19 protein-coding genes and 1 riboswitch are annotated in these 18,694 nt (G+C 65.7%); of the genes, 8 read left to right on the top strand and 11 right to left on the bottom strand.

Annotated features, from left to right (window positions below):
- Positions 1 to 16: 16 nt before the first annotated feature.
- On the bottom strand, positions 17 to 901 hold the full coding sequence (locus CTA01S_RS02550) for an LpxL/LpxP family acyltransferase (protein ID WP_019559858.1): 885 nt from the start codon (positions 899 to 901) through the stop codon (positions 17 to 19).
- On the bottom strand, positions 898 to 1,761 hold the full coding sequence (locus CTA01S_RS02555) for a lysophospholipid acyltransferase family protein (RefSeq protein ID WP_062191818.1): 864 nt from the start codon (positions 1,759 to 1,761) through the stop codon (positions 898 to 900). Before CTA01S_RS02555 ends, CTA01S_RS02550 begins: the two co-directional genes overlap by 4 nt.
- Before the next feature lie 204 nt (positions 1,762 to 1,965).
- Here CTA01S_RS02555 and metK point away from each other — a divergent pair, with 204 nt between their 5' ends.
- Positions 1,966 to 3,147 (top strand): methionine adenosyltransferase, encoded by a 1,182-nt coding sequence (metK, locus tag CTA01S_RS02560; protein WP_019559860.1) that lies wholly within the window; start codon positions 1,966 to 1,968, stop codon positions 3,145 to 3,147.
- Between the two features lie 346 nt (positions 3,148 to 3,493).
- Positions 3,494 to 4,762 carry an HD-GYP domain-containing protein gene (locus tag CTA01S_RS02565; protein WP_062191820.1) on the top strand — a complete coding sequence of 423 codons (1,269 nt, stop codon included), beginning with the start codon at positions 3,494 to 3,496 and terminating at the stop codon, positions 4,760 to 4,762.
- On the opposite strand, the gene CTA01S_RS02570 is transcribed toward CTA01S_RS02565, so the two are convergent.
- Together CTA01S_RS02570 and CTA01S_RS02575 are read right to left on the bottom strand one after the other, a co-directional pair.
- Entirely contained in the window at positions 4,763 to 5,551 is a 789-nt protein-coding gene (locus tag CTA01S_RS02570) for an HAD family hydrolase (RefSeq protein ID WP_019559862.1), read from the bottom strand.
- Positions 5,551 to 7,152, bottom strand: coding sequence for a peptide chain release factor 3 (locus CTA01S_RS02575; RefSeq protein ID WP_019559863.1), 1,602 nt, complete (start codon positions 7,150 to 7,152; stop codon positions 5,551 to 5,553). The genes CTA01S_RS02570 and CTA01S_RS02575 overlap by 1 nt, the downstream gene beginning before the upstream one ends.
- 160 nt (positions 7,153 to 7,312) lie before the next feature.
- Positions 7,313 to 7,385, top strand: a riboswitch (S-adenosyl-L-homocysteine riboswitch).
- Positions 7,386 to 7,453: 68 nt separating this feature from the next.
- Between CTA01S_RS02575 and ahcY the strand changes: the two genes are divergently transcribed.
- From ahcY to metF, 3 genes are all read left to right on the top strand, one after another.
- Entirely contained in the window at positions 7,454 to 8,893 is a 1,440-nt protein-coding gene (gene ahcY / locus CTA01S_RS02580) for an adenosylhomocysteinase (protein WP_062191823.1), read from the top strand.
- 87 nt (positions 8,894 to 8,980) lie between these two features.
- Positions 8,981 to 9,742 carry a TlyA family RNA methyltransferase gene (locus tag CTA01S_RS02585; RefSeq protein ID WP_062191826.1) on the top strand — a complete coding sequence of 254 codons (762 nt, stop codon included), beginning with the start codon at positions 8,981 to 8,983 and terminating at the stop codon, positions 9,740 to 9,742.
- Positions 9,743 to 9,772: 30 nt separating this feature from the next.
- Positions 9,773 to 10,618, top strand: coding sequence for a methylenetetrahydrofolate reductase [NAD(P)H] (metF, locus tag CTA01S_RS02590; protein WP_062191830.1), 846 nt, complete (start codon positions 9,773 to 9,775; stop codon positions 10,616 to 10,618).
- 9 nt (positions 10,619 to 10,627) lie between these two features.
- On the opposite strand, the gene CTA01S_RS02595 is transcribed toward metF, so the two are convergent.
- Entirely contained in the window at positions 10,628 to 11,209 is a 582-nt protein-coding gene (locus tag CTA01S_RS02595) for a 5-formyltetrahydrofolate cyclo-ligase (protein ID WP_062191834.1), read from the bottom strand.
- A 154-nt stretch (positions 11,210 to 11,363) separates the two neighbouring features.
- Between CTA01S_RS02595 and CTA01S_RS02600 the strand changes: the two genes are divergently transcribed.
- The 3 genes from CTA01S_RS02600 to CTA01S_RS02610 all read left to right on the top strand — a co-directional run bounded on the left by CTA01S_RS02600 (position 11,364) and on the right by CTA01S_RS02610 (position 13,205).
- The gene (locus CTA01S_RS02600; protein WP_157451277.1) at positions 11,364 to 12,020 is read left to right on the top strand and encodes a hypothetical protein; all 657 of its coding nucleotides are present in this window, start codon (positions 11,364 to 11,366) and stop codon (positions 12,018 to 12,020) included.
- 112 nt (positions 12,021 to 12,132) lie between these two features.
- Positions 12,133 to 12,879 carry an AzlC family ABC transporter permease gene (locus tag CTA01S_RS02605; RefSeq protein WP_019561794.1) on the top strand — a complete coding sequence of 249 codons (747 nt, stop codon included), beginning with the start codon at positions 12,133 to 12,135 and terminating at the stop codon, positions 12,877 to 12,879.
- Positions 12,876 to 13,205, top strand: a complete 330-nt coding sequence (locus tag CTA01S_RS02610; RefSeq protein WP_062191843.1) for an AzlD domain-containing protein — start codon at positions 12,876 to 12,878, stop codon at positions 13,203 to 13,205. The genes CTA01S_RS02605 and CTA01S_RS02610 overlap by 4 nt, the downstream gene beginning before the upstream one ends.
- A gap of 6 nt (positions 13,206 to 13,211) precedes the next feature.
- Here the strand turns inward: CTA01S_RS02610 and CTA01S_RS02615 are convergent, their stop codons facing one another.
- From CTA01S_RS02615 to CTA01S_RS02640, 6 genes are read right to left on the bottom strand one after another with little or no spacing between them, the layout of a single operon-like run.
- Positions 13,212 to 14,132, bottom strand: a complete 921-nt coding sequence (locus tag CTA01S_RS02615) for a heme o synthase (RefSeq protein ID WP_019561796.1) — start codon at positions 14,130 to 14,132, stop codon at positions 13,212 to 13,214.
- 11 nt (positions 14,133 to 14,143) lie between these two features.
- Positions 14,144 to 14,458, bottom strand: coding sequence for a cytochrome C oxidase subunit IV family protein (locus CTA01S_RS02620; protein ID WP_019561797.1), 315 nt, complete (start codon positions 14,456 to 14,458; stop codon positions 14,144 to 14,146).
- 7 nt (positions 14,459 to 14,465) lie between these two features.
- Positions 14,466 to 15,167 carry a cytochrome c oxidase subunit 3 gene (locus CTA01S_RS02625; RefSeq protein ID WP_062191847.1) on the bottom strand — a complete coding sequence of 234 codons (702 nt, stop codon included), beginning with the start codon at positions 15,165 to 15,167 and terminating at the stop codon, positions 14,466 to 14,468.
- 10 nt (positions 15,168 to 15,177) lie between these two features.
- Positions 15,178 to 15,798, bottom strand: coding sequence for a cytochrome c oxidase subunit 3 (locus tag CTA01S_RS02630; protein ID WP_062191851.1), 621 nt, complete (start codon positions 15,796 to 15,798; stop codon positions 15,178 to 15,180).
- Entirely contained in the window at positions 15,795 to 17,579 is a 1,785-nt protein-coding gene (gene ctaD / locus CTA01S_RS02635; protein ID WP_062191856.1) for a cytochrome c oxidase subunit I, read from the bottom strand. Before ctaD ends, CTA01S_RS02630 begins: the two co-directional genes overlap by 4 nt.
- 10 nt (positions 17,580 to 17,589) lie before the next feature.
- On the bottom strand, positions 17,590 to 18,690 hold the full coding sequence (locus tag CTA01S_RS02640; RefSeq protein WP_062191860.1) for a cytochrome c oxidase subunit II: 1,101 nt from the start codon (positions 18,688 to 18,690) through the stop codon (positions 17,590 to 17,592).
- Positions 18,691 to 18,694 lie beyond the last annotated feature (4 nt).

Consider the following 18,694-nt stretch of genomic DNA (forward strand, 5'->3'; position numbering starts at 1 on the left):
GCGCCGCGCCGCTGGCTCAATAGAGGCGAGGCTCACCCGGCGGTCGAGTCTTGAACCGCTTGTGCACCCACAGATACTGGGCCGGCATGCGCTCGATCTCTTGCTCGATCCACTGGTTCATGCGGCGCGTATCGGCCAGCGCGTCATCGGTGGGAAAGTCGGTCCATGGCGGCAGGAAACGCACCACATAGCCCCTCCCCCCTGGCAGCATTTCGGCCACCACGGGCTGCACCACCATGTCCAGCGCACGGGCCATGCGCGAGGGCGCCAGCAGCGTGGCCGCAGGCACGCCGAAAAAGGGCACGAAAGCCGCATCCTTCGGGCCGAAGTCCATGTCGGGCAGATTGAAGAAGGGCTGGCCACGACGGATACAACGCATCAAGGGCTTGGCCGACTCCTTGCGCGAAAAGATTTCGGCATTGCCAAAGCGCAGCCGACCGCGGCGAATCGCCGCATCGAAGACTTTGTTGCTTTGGGCCTGATAGATGGAAGTGCCGGTCTTCTTCACATGCAATTGAATCGCCACCCCGGCCACGTCCAGCGCCATGAAATGCGGGGCCAGCCACATCACCGGCTTGTCGCTGCGATCGGCCAGGCCGATATCGCCCTCGATGCGGATCAGGCGTTCCAGGCGACGGCGCGGGGCATACCAGAGCAAGCCTCGCTCCAGCAGGCTGCGCCCCAACCACTGGAAATGCTCACGGGCCAAAGCCTCCCGCTGAGCCAGCGTCCAGTGCGGAAAGCACAGCTCCAGGTTGCGCAAGGCGATGCGCCGACGCGAGCGCCCCAGCGCGAACAAGGCGCGACCCAGGCCGCGGCCCAAAGCAGCCTGCACCGGCAGCGGCAGCCAGTGCACCAGCCACATCAAGCCGATGGCCGCATGACTGGCCCAGCGCTTCAAGGTTGCCCCCCTTCGTGCGGCAACGCGCGCGGGTGTTTGTAGCGGTGATAGCCCCACAGGTACTGACCGGGGCATTGCAAGATCAGTCGTTCCATCGCACGGTTGATGCAAGCGGCGGCCGATTCTGCCTCAAGCGGCAGGGGCTCGGCCATCGGCGAGAACCGCACCACATAGCCTGCCCCACCAGGCAGACGCTCGCCCCAGACGAGCAAGATACTCGCTGCGCTTTGGTGGGCCAGACGCGCGGCCAGGGTCATCGTGTACGCCGGCCGGCCGAAGAATGGCGCCCATACCCCCAGGCCTTCGGGCGGCACTTGGTCGGGCAACAGCCCTACCGCCTCGCCCGCCTTGAGCGCGCGTATCATCTGCCGCACGCCGGCCAGCGTCGCCGGCGCCGTCTTCAGCCCCGGGCGGTGTCGCGCCGTGTCCACCAACTTGCGCAGCACGGCTTTGCGCGGCGGCCGATACAACGCGGTCAGCGGCCCGCACTCGGCGCCGAAGTGCTCGGCATAGGCCTGCGCCGTCACCTCGAAACACCCCAGGTGCGGCGTAAGGAAGATCAACCCGCGCCCCTGGGCATGGGCTGCACGAATGTGCTGCTCCCCTTCGATGCGCACCCGTGCCCCCAAGGGCTGGTCCTGCGGACGCATCCACAGCCACGGCAGCTCGGCCACCATGCGCCCGGCAGCCGCCACGGCGGGACGGACTTGCGACCACGGCACACCCGCTTGCGCGGCGTTGGCGCGGAAACGGCGCCGATAGGTGGGAGACAGTGCGAAGGCCAGCCATCCCAAAGCCGCCCCGATGTGATGGAGCAGCCACAAGGGACATCGAGACAGCAGGCGAAAGAGGATCAGCATGTGTTTCTATAATGTGGGGGTCGCCGGGTTAAGGAACAACTTGCGGGGCGATGCGCAGGTGGCAAGCATAGCGAGCCGCCTGCCCGGTGGGCACCGGCCTTGGGTGCTTGCTCGACAACAAATACCGCTAAAGCGTTCGCCGCTCCTCCTTCGTGACCCGGGTCGGCAAACGCCTGGAGTGTCATCGAAACAGGAGGCCCTGCAGTGGCGAACGAATTTCTTTTTACGTCCGAATCCGTCTCCGAAGGCCACCCCGACAAGGTGGCCGACCAGATTTCCGACGCCATCCTCGACGCCATCCTCGAGCAAGACCCTCGCTCGCGCGTGGCCGCCGAAACCCTGTGCAACACCGGGCTGGTGGTGCTGGCCGGCGAGATCACGACCAATGCCCATGTCGATTACATCGAGGTGGCGCGCAATACCATCAAGCGCATCGGCTACGACAACACCGAATACGGCATCGACTACAAAGGCTGTGCGGTGCTGGTGGCCTATGACAAGCAGAGCAACGACATCGCTCAGGGCGTGGACCAGGCCAGCGACGACTACCTGAACTTGGGCGCCGGCGACCAGGGCCTGATGTTCGGCTACGCCTGTGACGAAACGCCCGAGTTGATGCCAGCGCCCATCTATTACGCGCACCGACTGGTCGAGCGCCAGGCGCAGCTGCGCAAGGATGGCCGGCTGCCGTTCCTGCGCCCCGACGCCAAGAGCCAGGTGACGATGCGCTATGTGGATGGGCGTCCGCACAGCATCGACACCGTGGTGCTGTCCACCCAGCACAGCCCGGACCAAAGCGAAACGCCCAAGAAGATGAAGCCCTCGTTCATCGAAGCGGTGATCGAGGAAATCATCAAGCCGGTGCTGCCCAAGGAATGGCTGAAAGACACCAAGTACCTGATCAACCCGACCGGCCGCTTCGTCATCGGCGGCCCGCAGGGTGACTGCGGCCTGACCGGCCGCAAGATCATCGTCGACACCTACGGCGGCGCCTGCCCGCACGGCGGCGGCGCCTTCTCGGGCAAAGACCCAACGAAGGTGGATCGCTCGGCCGCCTATGCCGCCCGCTATGTGGCCAAGAACATCGTGGCCGCGGGCCTGGCCCGTCAGTGTCAGATCCAGCTCAGCTACGCCATCGGCGTGGCCCGCCCGATCAATGTCACCGTCTACACCGAAGGCACGGGCGTGATTCCCGATGAAAAGATCGCCGCCTTGGTCAACGAGCACTTCGATCTGCGTCCCAAGGGCATCATCCAGATGCTGGACCTGCAGCGGCCGATCTACAGCAAGACGGCCGCCTACGGCCACTTCGGTCGTGAGGAACCCGAGTTCACCTGGGAACGCACGGACAAGGCCCAGGCGCTGCGTGCAGCGGCGGGACTGTAAAGCCCGCAGGCGCGCCAGCGCCTCCAGGGACTTGCGCCACAAGGCCCAGGCGCTGCGTGCGGCAGCCGGGCCGTAAGCCCCACGGACACCGCGTTCGGCGGCCCGGCCCAGCCGCCCCGTGGCAGGGCGGTGCCCGCGGGTCGGATGTCCACGCGGCTCACGGCCGCAGAGACTGCACGGCCGATGTGAGCCCCAACTCGCCGCTCCCACCCACCTCAGCCCGCACAGCACTCCGAATGGGCAGGCCCCCGGGGTCGCTCCGATCGGCGATGAAGCTTCGAGTGAGGCTTTTGCCACGCAATTTTTCGCATCCCCCATCGACCGACGGGCTAGCATCGGTCGCACCATGTTGAAGAAGATTCCCGTACACCAAGTGCGTGTGGGCATGTACCTCCATGCGCTGTGCGGCACGTCCTGGCTGGATCATCCGTTTTGGAAGACCTCGTTCGTCTTGAAATCGCCAGCCGATCTGGACAAGCTGTTGCAGTCCCCGGTCAAGGAAGTGGTGATCGACGTGGACAAGGGCCTGGACGTGGCGCCCGAGCCCGCAGCGCTGCGCCTGCCCGAGGTCGGCTCGGCCGATGACGAGCGTTTGCGTGCCGAGCTGCGCACGCCGCTGCCCGATCGCCCGGCATCGCCATCGGCGCCACGCCGCATGAGCCTGGAAGCCGAGGTGCTACACGCCCAGCGGGTCCTGACTCAAGCCAAGACACAAATCAAGCACCTCTTTCGGCAAGCCCGCTTGGGCCGCGTGGTCGATACCACGCCGCTGAAGGCCCTGGCCCACGAGGTCTCGGATTCTTTGGAGCGCAACCCTCATGCACTGATCAGTCTGGCCCGCCTCAAAACCAAAGACGACTACACCTATTTGCACTCCGTGGCCGTGGCCGCGTTGTGTGCCGCCGTGGCACGGCAACTCCAGCTCAGTGCCGAAGACGTCCGGGAAGCCGCCCTGGCCGGCTTGCTGCACGATCTGGGCAAAGCGGTCATCCCTCTGGAGATCCTGAACAAGCCGGGTCGGCTGACGCAAGAGGAGTTCCTCTGCGTTCAAGCCCATCCGCGAGCCGGCTTCGAGATGCTGCAGCGGGCCGGTGTGCGCAGCGAGATGGCGTTGGACGTGTGCCTGCACCACCATGAAAAAATCGATGGCAGCGGCTACCCCGACCGGCTCAGCGGCGATGCCATCAGCCTGCACGCGAAAATCGGGGCGGTGTGTGATGTGTATGACGCCATCACCTCGGATCGCCCGTACAAAGCCGGCTGGCATCCTGCCGAGTCTGTGCGCAAGATGGCGCTGTGGGCCAAGGAGGGGCATTTCGACGAGCGGGTGTTTCAAGCCTTCGTGAAATGCGTGGGCATTTATCCGACGGGCTCGCTGGTGCGCCTGCAGTCCGGACGGCTGGGCGTGGTGCTGGAACAAAACGAACACTCGCTGTTGCGGCCTCGGGTGAAGGTCTTTTTCTCGACCAAATCGAACACCTACATCGTGCCCGAGGTGCTGGATCTGGGCGCTGCGTACACCCATGACCGCATCGTCGGCCCCGAAAATCCTGCGGACTGGGGAATCTCCAACTTGGATGCGCTATGGACAGGCCTGCCCGGCTTGGCGCCTTGATCAGCGGGCCGCCAGCACGGCATGCGCGACCTCGGCAAAGCCGGCTCCTTGCGCAGACGCAGTGACATAGCGCGGCAGGTGCTGCATCTGCGGCACGAAACGCGCGATGTTGGCCACGCCCACGCTGTGCTCGAAACGCTCGAACATGGGCTGATCGTTGGTGGAGTCGCCCACATAAGCCCAACGGTCGAGCTCTTGCTCCAGATCGACGCCCAGCAGTTCCTGGGCGATCCAACACGCACCGCTCCACTTGTCATGCGTGCCAAACCATCCATTGATGTGGATGGAACTGACGGTGGCCACCATCCCCTGCCCGCGCATCAGCGCCACGACCTGGTCGATGCGCTCGGGCGGCAAGTGCGTGAATTCGCCATGATCGATGGCGATGTCGGTCAGACGTCCTGCGCTGTCGCGCGCCAGCCGAGCGCCCGGCACTTCGGCCAGGATGCGCTGGGCCACTTCGGCCAGGCGTCGGGCGTTGCGCTGCCGCGTGGCCTCGTCCTGCAGGTACAGGCGCCGGCCATCGGGCAGCACGGCCAGGGCGCCGTTCTCCGGCACGATGGCCGCCACCGGCCACTGCCGCGCCAAGGGCTCGGACCACCCCAGCGACCGCCCGGTGACGGGGATGACCACCACCCCGGCAGCGCGCAGCGCGTGCAGGGCCTGCAGCGCCTCGGGCATGATCACCCCCTCGCGGGTGAGGGTGTCGTCGATGTCGGTGAACAGGCCGCGCAGCCGCCGGCGCGCCAAGGCCGGCCAGGCCGACAAGGGCAACATCGGCGAAGCCATCAAGCCGCCTGCTGCAATGTCAGACCCGCGTGTTCGCGCAGCGGATGGAAGCGGATGCGTGGGTGCCGCTCTTGCGTCAAACGCAGGTCATAGGGCGAGGTCATCAGATAGGCCAAGGTGTCGGCCGCATCCAGCGCCAACTTGCTGCCGTTGAGGTCGATGAACTTCTTGAGCTCCTCGGCAGAGTCGGAGCTGACCCAGCGGGCGCCGACGAAGCGCGAGGGCATCAGGCGCACATCGACCCCATATTCGGTCTTCAAGCGGTGCTGCACCACCTCGAACTGGAGCTGACCCACGGCCCCCAGCAGCATCGGGCCGCCCTCGTGCGGACGGAAGACCTGGATGGCGCCTTCTTCGCCCAGCTGCATCAACCCGGCCTGCAGCTGCTTGCTCTTCATCGGGTTGGCCAATTCGACGGCCTGGAAGAGTTCGGGCGCAAAGAACGGCAGTCCGGTGTATTGCAAGGCCTCGCCTTCGGTGAGGGTGTCGCCCAGTTGCACGCCGCCATGCGTGGTGAAACCGATGATGTCGCCGGCATAAGCCTCCTCCACGGCTTCACGGCGTTGCGACAGAAAGGTCACGACGCTGGTGGGGCGCAACTCCTTGCCGGTGCGCTGCACCTTGAGCTTCATGCCCTGGGTGTAGCGGCCCGAATACACGCGCACGAAGGCAATGCGATCCCGATGCGCCGGGTCCATGTTGGCCTGCACTTTGAAGACCACGCCGGAAAACTGCTCCTCGTCGGGCCGCACCAGCCGCGTGGTGCTGCGCCGCGGCGCCGGCGGCGGGGCCAGATCGACCAGGGCATCGAGCACTTCCTGCACACCAAAGTTGTTGACGGCCGAGCCAAAAAACACCGGCGTCTGCTTGGCCGCCAGAAAGGCCTCCATGTCGAACGCCGGCGCGGCCTCGCTCAGCAGCTCGATGTTCTGCTCGGCCAGCTCGAAGTCGTGACCGAAGCGCGCGCGCAACGTCTGCGCCTGTTCCAGCGGCACGATCTCGTCGTCGGTGAGGCGATCTTGCCCCGGCTTGAACAGCCGCATGTTCTTTTGGCGCAGATTGACGATGCCGGCAAACGCCTTGCCCTGGCCCACCGGCCAGGTCATCGGCACGCAAGGCATGCCCAGTTCCTGCTCGATCTCGTCCAGCAGCGCGATGGGGTCGCGGCCCTCGCGGTCCATCTTGTTGACGAAGGTGAGGATGGGGGTGTCGCGTTGGCGGCACACCTCGATGAGGCGTCGGGTCTGCGCCTCCACGCCATTGGCCGCGTCGATCACCATCAGCGCCGAATCCACCGCGGTCAGCACGCGATAGGTGTCCTCCGAAAAATCCTTGTGGCCCGGTGTGTCCAGCAAGTTGATCACGTGGTCCCGGTACAGCATTTGCATGACCGAGCTGGCCACCGAGATGCCACGCTGCTTTTCGATCTCCATCCAGTCGGAGGTGGCATGGCGGCTGGCCTTGCGCGCCTTGACCGAGCCGGCGATGTGGATCGCGCCTGAAAAGAGCAACAGCTTTTCGGTCAGCGTGGTCTTGCCCGCATCGGGGTGGGAAATGATGGCAAACGTCCGGCGACGCCGGGTTTCGGAGGCAAAAGACACGGGAAACTCTCCACAGTCTTGGCCGATGAGCCAAGGAAAGGACGCCTGGCGACGCCCGAGCACGTCAAAGCCGCGTGCAAAGTGACAATGCTACCGGTTTTGGCCGTCGCGGTGCAGCCCAGCCCAACATGCCCCCGCCCGGGGCGGCTACAATCGAGGTCTGTCCGAGGAGCGTTGCAAGGCCTGCAGGCCCCAGGCTCGGACGGCTTCGATCGCAACGGCGCTCACCCGCATGTGTCTGGCCGGGTGGGCCTGTCCACCTTCCCCCGGCGCACGGCGGTTTTTCCATCAGGAGAAACTCATGAACGCTGTCCTCAAGCCCGCCCTGTCGAGCGACCAGTACGTCGTGGCCGACCTGTCGCTCGCCGACTGGGGGCGCAAGGAAATCCGCATCGCCGAAACCGAAATGCCCGGCCTGATGGCCATCCGCGAGGAATTCGCAGCCAGCCAGCCGCTCAAAGGCGCGCGCATCGCCGGCAGCTTGCACATGACCATTCAGACGGCCGTGCTGGTCGAAACGCTGCAGGCCCTGGGCGCCAGCGTGCGCTGGGCTTCGTGCAACATCTTCAGCACGCAAGACCATGCGGCCGCCGCGCTCGTCGCCCAAGGCACGCCCGTGTTCGCGTACAAGGGCGAGTCGCTCCGGGACTATTGGGACTACACCCACCGCATCTTCGAGTTCGGACCGGCCGGCTCGGAAGGCGAAGGCCCCAACATGATCCTGGACGACGGCGGTGATGCCACGCTGCTGATGCATTTGGGCCGACGTGCCGAAAAGGACCGCTCGGTCCTGGCCCATCCCAGCAGTGAAGAAGAGCGCGTCCTCTTTGCGGCCATCGAGGCCAAGCTGGCGCAGGACCCGACCTGGTATTCGCGCAAGAGCGCGGCCATCATCGGCGTCACCGAAGAGACCACCACCGGCGTCAACCGGCTCAAGCAAATGGCCGCACGTGGCGAACTGATGTTCCGCGCCATCAATGTCAACGACTCGGTCACCAAGAGCAAGTTCGACAACCTCTACGGCTGCCGTGAATCGCTGGTGGACGGCATCAAGCGCGCCACCGACGTGATGATCGCCGGTAAGATCGCCGTGGTGTGTGGCTATGGCGACGTGGGCAAGGGTTCGGCCCAGGCACTGCGGGCCTTGTCGGCCCAGGTCTGGGTGACCGAGATCGACCCCATCTGCGCGCTGCAGGCGGCCATGGAAGGCTACAAGGTCGTCACGATGGACGAGGCCTGCGACAAGGCCGATATCTTCGTGACGGCCACCGGCAACAAGCACGTCATCACCTACGAACACATGGCCCGCATGAAAGACCAGGCCATCGTGTGCAACATCGGCCACTTCGACAACGAGATCGATGTCGCTTCGTTGGAAGCCCGGTGCCGCTGGGAAGAGATCAAGCCGCAGGTCGATCACGTGATCTTCGAGGATGGCAAACGCATCATCCTGCTGGCCAAGGGGCGCTTGGTGAACTTGGGCTGCGCCACGGGGCATCCGAGCTATGTCATGTCCTCCAGCTTTGCGAACCAGACGCTGGCGCAAATCGAGCTCTACACCCAGCCCGAGCGCTACGAAGTGGGCAAGGTCTATGTGCTGCCCAAGCATCTGGACGAGAAGGTGGCGCGACTGCAGTTGTCCAAGCTCGGCGCCAAGCTCACCGTGCTGACCGACGAACAAGCCGCCTACATCGGCGTGCCCAAAGAAGGGCCCTACAAGCCCGACACCTACCGGTACTGATCGTCGGCCCCGCCACCGCAGCGGCCTGTGCTTCGGGCCACCGGGGCCGCCGCCGCTGCGGCCTGGGCGGCATGCCGGAGGCTTGCGATGCCCCGTCTCGATCAACTCCTCGTGCAGCAAGGTTTGGCGCCGTCGCGCTCGGCCGCCCAACGGCTGATCGAGCGCGGGGCGGTGCGCTGGAAGGGGCCGCAAGGCTGGCAGGCGCCGAAGAAGGCCGGAGAAATCCTGCCCGAAGGCTGCGCCTTGGAAGTGGTGGACGATGCCGAGCTGCGCTTCGTCTCGCGCGGCGGACTCAAACTGGAAGGCGCTTTGCGCGCAACCGGTCTGGACGTGCGGGGCTGGCGCTGCCTGGACGTGGGGCAGAGCACCGGCGGCTTCACCGACGTGCTGCTGCAAGCCGGCGCTGCCGCGGTGGTGGGGCTGGAGGTGGGCCAAGGCCAATTGCACGAGCGCTTGCGCGGCGATGCGCGCGTGACCGTCTACGAAGGCCTCAACGCGCGCTCGCCACAGGGCACGGCCTTTGCCACCGAGCAGGCCCAGGGCAGTTTCGATTTGATGGTGGGGGATCTGTCCTTCATCTCACTGACCTTGGTGTTGGCCCCGCTGGCGCCGTGGCTCAAGCCCGGGGCCCAGGTGCTGATGCTAGTCAAGCCGCAGTTCGAGCTGAGCCCCGGCCAGGTGGGCAAACGCGGGTTGGTGAAAGACGCCCACCTGTACCCGCGGGTCGAGCAGCGTCTGCGCGCGGCCTGTCGAGCGCTGGATTGGACGGTGCGCGCTTGGTTCGACAGCCCCATCACCGGCGGGGATGGCAACCGCGAGTTCTTCATCTGGGCCTGCACGCGCGGCTGATGTCTACCGAACACACACGAAGAGGAATCGATGAACGCCACTGAGAACCGGCTGCCGATCAGCCTGGAGTTCTTCCCGCCCAAAACCCCCGAAGGGGTGGACAAGCTCGCCGCGGTGCGCGCGCAGCTCTTTGCACTCCAGCCCGAGTACTGCTCCGTCACCTACGGCGCCGGCGGCTCCACGCAGGATGGCACCCTGCAAACGGTGCAGGCCATCCTGTCCGAAGGCGTGGACGCCGCACCGCATTTTTCCTGCATCGGCGCCACCCGTGAGAGCGTGCGCGCTCAGCTAGCGCAGTTTCGCCAACTGGGCATCCGCCGTGTGGTGGCGCTGCGAGGCGACCTGCCCAGTGGCTATGGCAGCTTCGGCGAGTTCCGCCATGCCAGCGATCTGGTGGCCTTCATCCGGGCCGAGACGGGGGACCACTTCCACATCGAGGTGGCCGCCTATCCCGAAATGCACCCGCAGGCCCGCTCTCCGGACGCCGACGTGCAAGCCTTCGCCGCCAAAGTGCGGGCCGGGGCGAACGCGGCGATCACGCAGTACTTCTTCAATGGCGATGCGTACTTCCGCTTCGTCGATGAAGCTCGCAAGCTCGGAGTGGACGTGCCCATCGTCCCGGGCATCATGCCCATCACCAACTCGTCACAGCTGATGCGCTTTTCCGATGCGTGTGGCGCCGAGATCCCGCGCTGGATCCGGCTGCGACTGATGGCCTATGGCGACGACAAGGCATCGATCCAGGCGTTCGGGCTGGACGTGGTCAGCCAGCTGTGCGAGCGCCTGCGTGCGGGCGGGGCGCCAGGGCTGCATTTCTATACGATGAACCAAGCCCACGCCACGCTGCAGATCTGCCAGCGGCTGGGTTTGGCCTGAGGGGCCGCATCAGCCGCGCTCCCACATCACCCCCTCCTCGGTGAGCAGGGTATCCAGATGGACATCGCCGGCCAGGGGTTTGAGCAGCGGCACGAAGCCGTGCGCATAACTCAGCCCCACCGACCACGGACGCGGCTGCAGGGCCGCCAGGGTGCGGTCGATGAACCCACCGCCGTAGCCCAAGCGCAGGCCGGCCGGCCCAAAGCCCACACAGGGCACGAGCAAGAGCTCGGGCTCGAAGGCCTCGGTGCCCTTGGGCTTGGGAATGCCATAGGCGTCCTCTTCCATCGGGCAGCCCGGAAACCACACGTGAAAGCGCAACTGCCTGCTGGTTTTGTCCACCACCGGCAGGCCGATCTGGCGGCTCACCCCCGGCGGGGCGCCGTCCTGCCAACGGTATAGCGCGGGCAGCGGGTCGAACTCGCCCTTGATGGGCCAGTAGGCGCCGATGCGTGTCTCGCGCCGGCCCACCAGCCAGCTGCGCAGCACCGTTTGCAAGGCCACGGCCCGCTCGAGCCGATCCGGCAGCGCCTGGCGCGCCGCCAGCAAGCGCCGTCGCAATGCATCACGGTCTTGGTCCAACGCGCTCATCGAAGCTGTCTCCTGGGCCGCGGGCCCTCGCCACGGCCCAGGATTGTGCCCGCACATGGCCATCCCGCGTGCTCGGTCTTGCCCAACCCGGAAAGGCAGTCCGTGGCAGCATGGGGTCATGGACAGCGCGGTGATGAGGAGCTGGTTCGCGGACATGCCCTCGGTCCTCGGGCCCGGTGGGTGGGCCTCGCTCGCCCTGTGGCTGCTGGGCCTGTCGTTCATGGCTGCGGCCTTTCGCAGCCTGCTGCGCGCTCGCCCGCTGGGCCTGCTGGTCCACACACTCACCGGGATGGTGCTGCTGATCGGTGGGGTGGCCTTCAGCCTGGTCGGGCTGGGCATGCACGGCTACCAGGCCCTGACACAAGAGCAAGTGGCCGCACGCATCCGCATCGAACCCCTGGGGCCACAGCACTTCCGCGCCCACTTCACCCTGCCGGACGGTCGCCGCCAGTCCTTCGAGCTGCGTGGCGATGCCCTGTACGTGGACGCACACGTGCTGAAGTGGAAGCCATGGGCCCACCTGCTGGGTCTGCACACCGCCTATGAGCTGGACCGGGTGGCAGGCCGCTATCTCTCGCTCGAGCAAGAACGTGCCGAGCAGCGCACGGTCTACAGCCTGCGCCTGGACCGGCCGGTGGACCTGTTCAGCCTGCGAGAGCGCTTCGGCTGGCTCTCCGGTGTGCTCGACACCGACTATGGTTCGGCCACGTTCAAGGCCATCCATGGGACCGGTGAGATGGAATTGCGGGTGTCCGCCACCGGACTGCTGCTGCGGGCCGTCCCGCTCCAGGCGTCCTCCTCGGCCGACTGATCAAAGGCCCACGGGGGGCACCGCCTCCTGAGCCAGCCGCGGTCTCCAATCATCCTATGTTCAGGTCGCTGTACGCCAGTTTTGGCGACAATGCCCTTTTACTGTCGCTTGCATGAACCTCTCGCAACTACGCGCCGTCTGGCGCCATCCCGAATTCCGCCTCGGCGCCCGTCACATGGTCAGCTTGGCGCTGGGCATCGCCGCCTGGGGGCTGGTCACTGGCGTGGCCATGGTCAAATCGGGCTTGTCGGTGCCGTTGGCGCTGTTCATGACCTTCTTCGTGTTCGCCGGCAGTGCCCAACTCACGGCCTTGCCGCTGATGGCCGCCGGCGCGCCGATGTGGGTGGTCTGGGCGGCAGCCACCTGCGTGAACCTGCGCTTCGTGATCTTCAGCGCCATGTGGCGGCCCTACTTTGCGCGCTTTCCTTTGCACCAGCGCTGCGTGCTGGGCTATTTCAGCGGGGACTTGAACTACGTGCTGTTCATGAAGCGCTTTCCCGAGCCCACGCACCGGGTGGACGATCAGATGCCCTACTACTGGGGCGGCGTGGCGACGAACTGGATCGCCTGGCAAAGCGCCTCGGTGCTGGGCATCGTGCTGGCCCATGCGATTCCGCCCGCATGGGGGCTGGGTTTTGCCGGCGTGCTGGCGCTGCTGGGGGTGATGTGCTCGCTGTTGGGCGAGCGCGCCACCTGGGTGGCCGCGGCGGTGGCCAGTGCTGCCGCCGTGGCGGCCTATGCGCTGCCGCTGAAACTGAACATCGTGGTGGCCATTGCCGCTGCAGTGGCTGCCGGCCTGATGATGGAAACCGCCGAGCGGGCCTACAAGCGCATGCACCGGCGCGGAGCCGACACATGAATGGCTGGGAAGCCCTCCTGACGATCAGCGGGCTGGCCGTGATCACCGTGATCACGCGCAGCTTCTTTTTGTTGCCAAGCCGCGAGCTGCCCCTGCCTGGCTGGGTCAAGCGCGGGCTGAAGTACGCCCCTCTGGCGGCATTGGCGGCCGTGATCGCCCCCGAAGTGCTGATGACGCATGGGCAATTGATCACGACTTGGCGCGATGCGCGCCTGTTCGGCTTGGTCGCGGCCACGGCCTACTACTTCTGGCGCCGCGACATCCTGGGCACCATCGTGGTGGGCATGGCGCTGTACCTGCCGCTGCGGCTCGGACTGGGCTGGTGAGAACGCTCACGAAGCCCACGTGGCTTCGACCAGCAACAGCACGAACAACCCGAACAGGTAGCCGATCGAATAGCGAAACAGCGGCAACGCCACGCGCAGGTCGCGCTGCAACCTCCAGGCCATGGCGACGAAGCGCAGGCCCAGCAGCACCGCCCCGGCCAGGTAGAGCCAACCGCCCATGCCAAGGGCCACCGGTAACAGGCTGACCGGCACCAAGGCCAGTGCGTAGCCCAGCACCCGCCGCGCCGTGTAGGCCACGCCGTGGGTGACCGGCAGCATCGGCACCCCTGCGCGTGCATAGTCATCCCGCCGGTCGATGGCCAAGGCCCAGAAATGCGGCGGCGTCCAGATGAAAATGATGAGGAACAGCAGCCACGCGCCCGGCTCGACCTGCCCCGTGACGGCCACCCAGCCCAGCAGCGGCGGGGCTGCGCCAGCCGCTCCGCCGATCACGATGTTCTGTGGCGTGGCCTGCTTCAGGTACAGGCTGTACAGACCCGCATAGCCCACGAGCGAGGCCAGCGTGAGCACCGCGCACAGCGGGTTGGTGCCCCACCACAGCACCGCCCAGCCGCCCAAGCCCAGCAGCAGCGCAAACATCATCACCTGCACGGCACCCAACTGTCCGCTGGGCAAAGGTCGCCGCCGGGTGCGTGCCATGCGTGCGTCCACATGGCGGTCCACCACATGGTTGATCGCCGCAGCGCTGGCGGCCATCAGACCGATGCCCAGCAGGCCGGCCAGCACGGTCCCGGGATCGGGATGCCGCGGTCGCGCCAGCCACATGCCGACCCAGGCGGTGAACAGCATCAACAGCACCACACGCGGCTTGGTCAGCGCCAGATAGGCCCGCCAAGGAAGGGCCGACGCAACGGCGGCCAGCCTCGGCCCGCGTGGCCGCACACGACCGATCGAAGGCCCCGCCATCGAACGACCTCTCAGCGGAAAAAGGCCAGTCTGGAGGCGAGCGTGTGGTCGGCCTCGGCCGCCATCAGGCCCACCAGCACCAGCAGCAACAGCGGCGGCAGCACGATGGCCGTGACCAGTGCCACACGCTCCCAAGCCAAGTGCATGAAGACCGCCATGATCAACCCGGCCTTCAGCAGCATGAAAATCAGGATCAGGCTCCACCGCCACAGGCCCTGAATCTGGAAGTAATCCACCAAGTACGACAGCGCACTGAGCACGAAGAGCAACCCCCAGATCTTGAGGTACAGGCTGATGGGGTGCTGTTGCGGATGTTCTTGGTCCATGAGCCCCTCACCACAAGTAGAAGAACGCGAAGATGAAGACCCACACCAGATCGACGAAGTGCCAGTACAGTCCGACGATCTCGACGATCTGGTAATTGCCGCGACGGTCGTAATCCCCACGCAGCAGCTTCCAGCTCACCACGAACAGCAGGATCACCCCACCCGTGACATGCAGGCCATGGAAACCGGTGATCATGAAAAAGCTGGCGCCGAACTGGGCCGCGCCAAAAGGATTCTCCCAGGGCCGCACCCCCTCCAGGATGAGCTTGGACCATTCGAAGGCTTGCATCAGAACGAAGGTCTCGCCCAGCGCGGCGGTCAGCAGCATCAGGGCCGCGGCATTGACCTTGTCGCGCCGGTAGGCGCAGTTCACGGCCATGGCCATCGTGCCGCTGCTGGTGATCAGCACGAAGGTCATGATGGCAATCAGCAGCAGCGGCACTTCCGTCCCGCCCACGTGCAGCGAAAACACCTGGCTGACGTTGGGCCAGTCCACGGTGGTCGAGGCCCGTACCGTCATGTAGCCGGTCAGGAAAGAGCCGAAGACGAAGGTGTCGCTGAGCAGAAAGATCCACATCATCGCCTTGCCCCAGGACACCTGGAAGGCTTGGCAGTCGCTGGACCAATCGGCCACCAGCTCGCGCCAGCGGCCAGCCCCGGCACGGGCCGCGCCTGCCGGCAAGGACGGAGGCACTGGGATGCTGCTCATGTCGGTCTCCTCAGGCCGTGCCGCACAGGTAGGCCACGAGCTCGGGCGTGAGCCATCCCAACGCGGCCACGAGCACGATCCACACGGCCAGCAAGAAGTGCCAGTAGCGCGCGCACAGCCCGAGCCGCCAAGCCACCTCCTGGACCTGCGCTGCGTGGGTCAAGCCACGCAGCGCCACGCCCCAGCCCACCAAGCCACCCAGCACATGCAGGGCGTGCATGGCCGTGAGCAGGTAGAAAAAGCTGGCTGCCGGATTGCCCACCGGCATCACCTCGGCGCTACGCAACGCTGTCCAAGCCCAGGCTTGCGTGGCCAGAAACGCCAGCGCCAGCCACCCGCCCGCCCCCAGGGCTGCACGGGCGGCCGCACGCCGTCCGGCCGCCGCAGCGCCAGAGGCGCGCTGCAGCACGAGGCTGACCAGCACCAGCAGCGCGGTGCTCAGCCCCACCTGCCAAGGCAGGGCCACGGGCGCCCAGTCCCCGCCGTCCATGCGCATCACATAGGCCGCCAGGAACAGGCCGAACAGCGCACTGCCCACGCCGATCATCACCCACACCCCCAGGCCCAGGGCCTGCGGACGCGGTACCTCGGCCGCACGGTCCGACACCAAAGACATCGCGGTGGTATTCATGCGCGCACCCCCCGAATCTCGGCAGCGCCCGACGGTCGTTGTGGCTCCATCCCGCCAACCTCGGGCGGCTCGGTCTGAGCGATGTAGTCTCGCGGCGCTCCCGGCACGCTGTAGGCATAGGCCCAACGGTAGACCACGGGCAGCGACGGCCCCCAGTTGCCATGGCGCGGCGGTGTATCGGGCGTGTACCACTCCAGCGAAGCCGCGCGCCAGGGGTTGGGGTCGGCCCGCCGGCCTTTGAAGGCGCTCCACACCAAGTTGTAGAGAAAAACGAGTTGCGCCACGCCCACGAAGATCGCCACCACCGTGATGAAGACATTGAGCGCATCGGCCGACGGCGGGACGAAGTCGTAAATCTCGTAGGAGTAGTAGCGCCGCGGCATCCCCAGCACGCCCAGGTAGTGCATCGGAAAGTAAATCGCATAGGTGCCAAGAAAAGTCACCCAGAAATGCAGGTGGCCCAGACGGTCATCCAGCATGCGCCCGGTGATCTTCGGGAACCAGTGATAGATGCCGCCAAACACCACCAGGATGGGCGCCACGCCCATCACCATGTGGAAGTGCGCCACGACGAAATAGGTGCCCGACAGCGGAATGTCGACACTGACATTGCCCAGGAACAGCCCCGTGAGCCCGCCGATCACGAAGGTGCACAGGAAGGCCAGCGAGAACAGCATCGGCACCGACAGGTGGATGTCCCCACGCCACAGCGTGAGCACCCAGTTGTAGACCTTGATGGCCGTGGGCACCGCGATGATCAGCGTACTGGTGGCAAAGAAAAACCCGAAATAGGGATTCATGCCGCTGACGAACATGTGATGCGCCCACACGATGAAGCTCAGGCCGCCGATGATCACGATGGCCCACACCATCGTTCGGTATCCGAAGATGGCTTTGCGTGCGTGCACGCTGATCAGATCGGAAACGATGCCGAAGGCCGGCAGCGCCACGATGTAGACCTCGGGGTGCCCGAAGAACCAGAACAAGTGTTGGAACAGCAGCGGGCTGCCGCCTTTGTAGTCCGTGGCCTGACCCAGCGACACCAAGGCCGGCATGAAGAAGCTGGTGCCCACGGTCTTGTCCAGCAACATCATCACGCCGCTGACGAACAGCGCCGGAAAAGCCAGCAGTGCCAAGATGGTGGCCACGAAGATGCCCCACACCGTCAGCGGCATGCGCAGCAGGGTCATGCCTCGCGTGCGGGCCTGCAGTACGGTGGTGACATAGTTGAGGCCGCCCATGGTAGCTGCCACGATGAAGATCAGCAGCGACACCAGCATCAGGATGATGCCCCAGTCGTGCCCCGGCGTGCCCGGCAGGATGGCCTGCGGCGGATAAAGCGTCCAGCCCGCGCCAGTGGGTCCCCCTGGCACGAAGAAGCTGGCCAGCAGCACGATCACCGACAACAAGTACACCCAGTAGCTCAGCATGTTGAGGTAGGGGAAGACCATGTCGCGAGCCCCCACCATCAACGGAATCAGGTAATTGCCAAAGCCGCCGAGAAAGAGCGCGGTGAGCAGGTAGATCACCATGATCATCCCGTGCATCGTGACGAACTGGTAGTAACGCTCGGGATTGATGAACTCGAAACTGCCGGGAAAACCCAGTTGCAACCGCATCAGGTGCGACAACACCAACCCGACCAGACCGACGAAGATGGCGGTTCCGGCGTACTGGATCGCAATGACCTTGTGGTCTTGGCTCCAGACATAGCGGCGCCAGAAGCTGCGGGGCTCGTGCGCCTCATCCTGCATGTGGTGGACGGTGTCTTGCATGCTCATCGACCCCCCCTCAGGGCGTGGCCAGGGACTTGATGTGCGCCACCAGCGCATCGAGCTCCGCCTCGCTGAGCTCGATGCGCGGCATCACCGGCGGGAAGCCCTGGATGCTCATGGCCTTGGGATCGCGGATGAAGTCGCGCAGGAATTGCTCGTCCACGCGCACTCGCCGGCCATCCTCGAGCGTCTCCAGCTTGCCGTACAAGCCTTTCCAAGTGGGCCCCACGCTGGGGCTTCCATCGCTGCTGTGACAGGCCACGCAGCCCTTGGACTGCGCCAACGCGCGCCCCAGGGCCACCGGGTCGCCCTCGGCGGCCGACGGTGGCGTTTGCGTGCGGGCGAAGCTGGGCTGCTGTGCCATCCAGGCTTGGAACTGCGAGGCCTCGGCCACCACCACGTGAGCGCGCATCGCCGAATGTCCCAGGCCACACAGCTGGGCACACATGGCCTCGTAACGCCCGGTGCGCGTGGGCGTGAACCAAAACGTGCTGACCTGCCCCGGCACCAAATTCATACGGGCCCGAAACTGGGGCACGTAAAAGTCGTGCAGCACATCGACCGAGCGCATCGTCACCTTGACCGGACGATCCACTGGCAACAGCACCTCGCCAGCGTCGATGATCACATCATCCTGGCCGGCCGGATCGCTCGGATCCAGGCCCAAGGGATTGGTCGGGCTGACGAAGCGCACATCGGTGCGGCCAAACTCGCCGCTGGGCCCAGGCATGCGGAAACGCCATTGCCACTGATAGCCCACCACCTCCAGCTGCAGCGCATCCGGGGGCGCACGGACGTAGTCCGCATAGACCACCAGGCCCGGGGCCAGCAACCCGACGATGCCCCCCGTCGTGATGCCGATCAACCAGCGCTCCAGGCGATGATTCTCCGGTTCGTAGGTCGCGCGATGCCCCTCACGATGGCGATAGCGCCATATCGCGTAGGCCACGAACAGATTGATCGCGATGAAAAAAATCCCCGTGATGACCACCGTGATGGTCAGGGTGTCGTCCATGCGCTGCCAATGGCTGGCCAAGGGCGTGGTCCACCAGGGCGTGAGCAGGTGGAAAGCCACCGACCCCACGACGATGACCAGCAGGACCGCCGCGATGACCATGCCG

The organism is Caldimonas taiwanensis NBRC 104434, from assembly GCF_001592165.1.
GTDB lineage: Bacteria > Pseudomonadota > Gammaproteobacteria > Burkholderiales > Burkholderiaceae_C > Caldimonas > Caldimonas manganoxidans.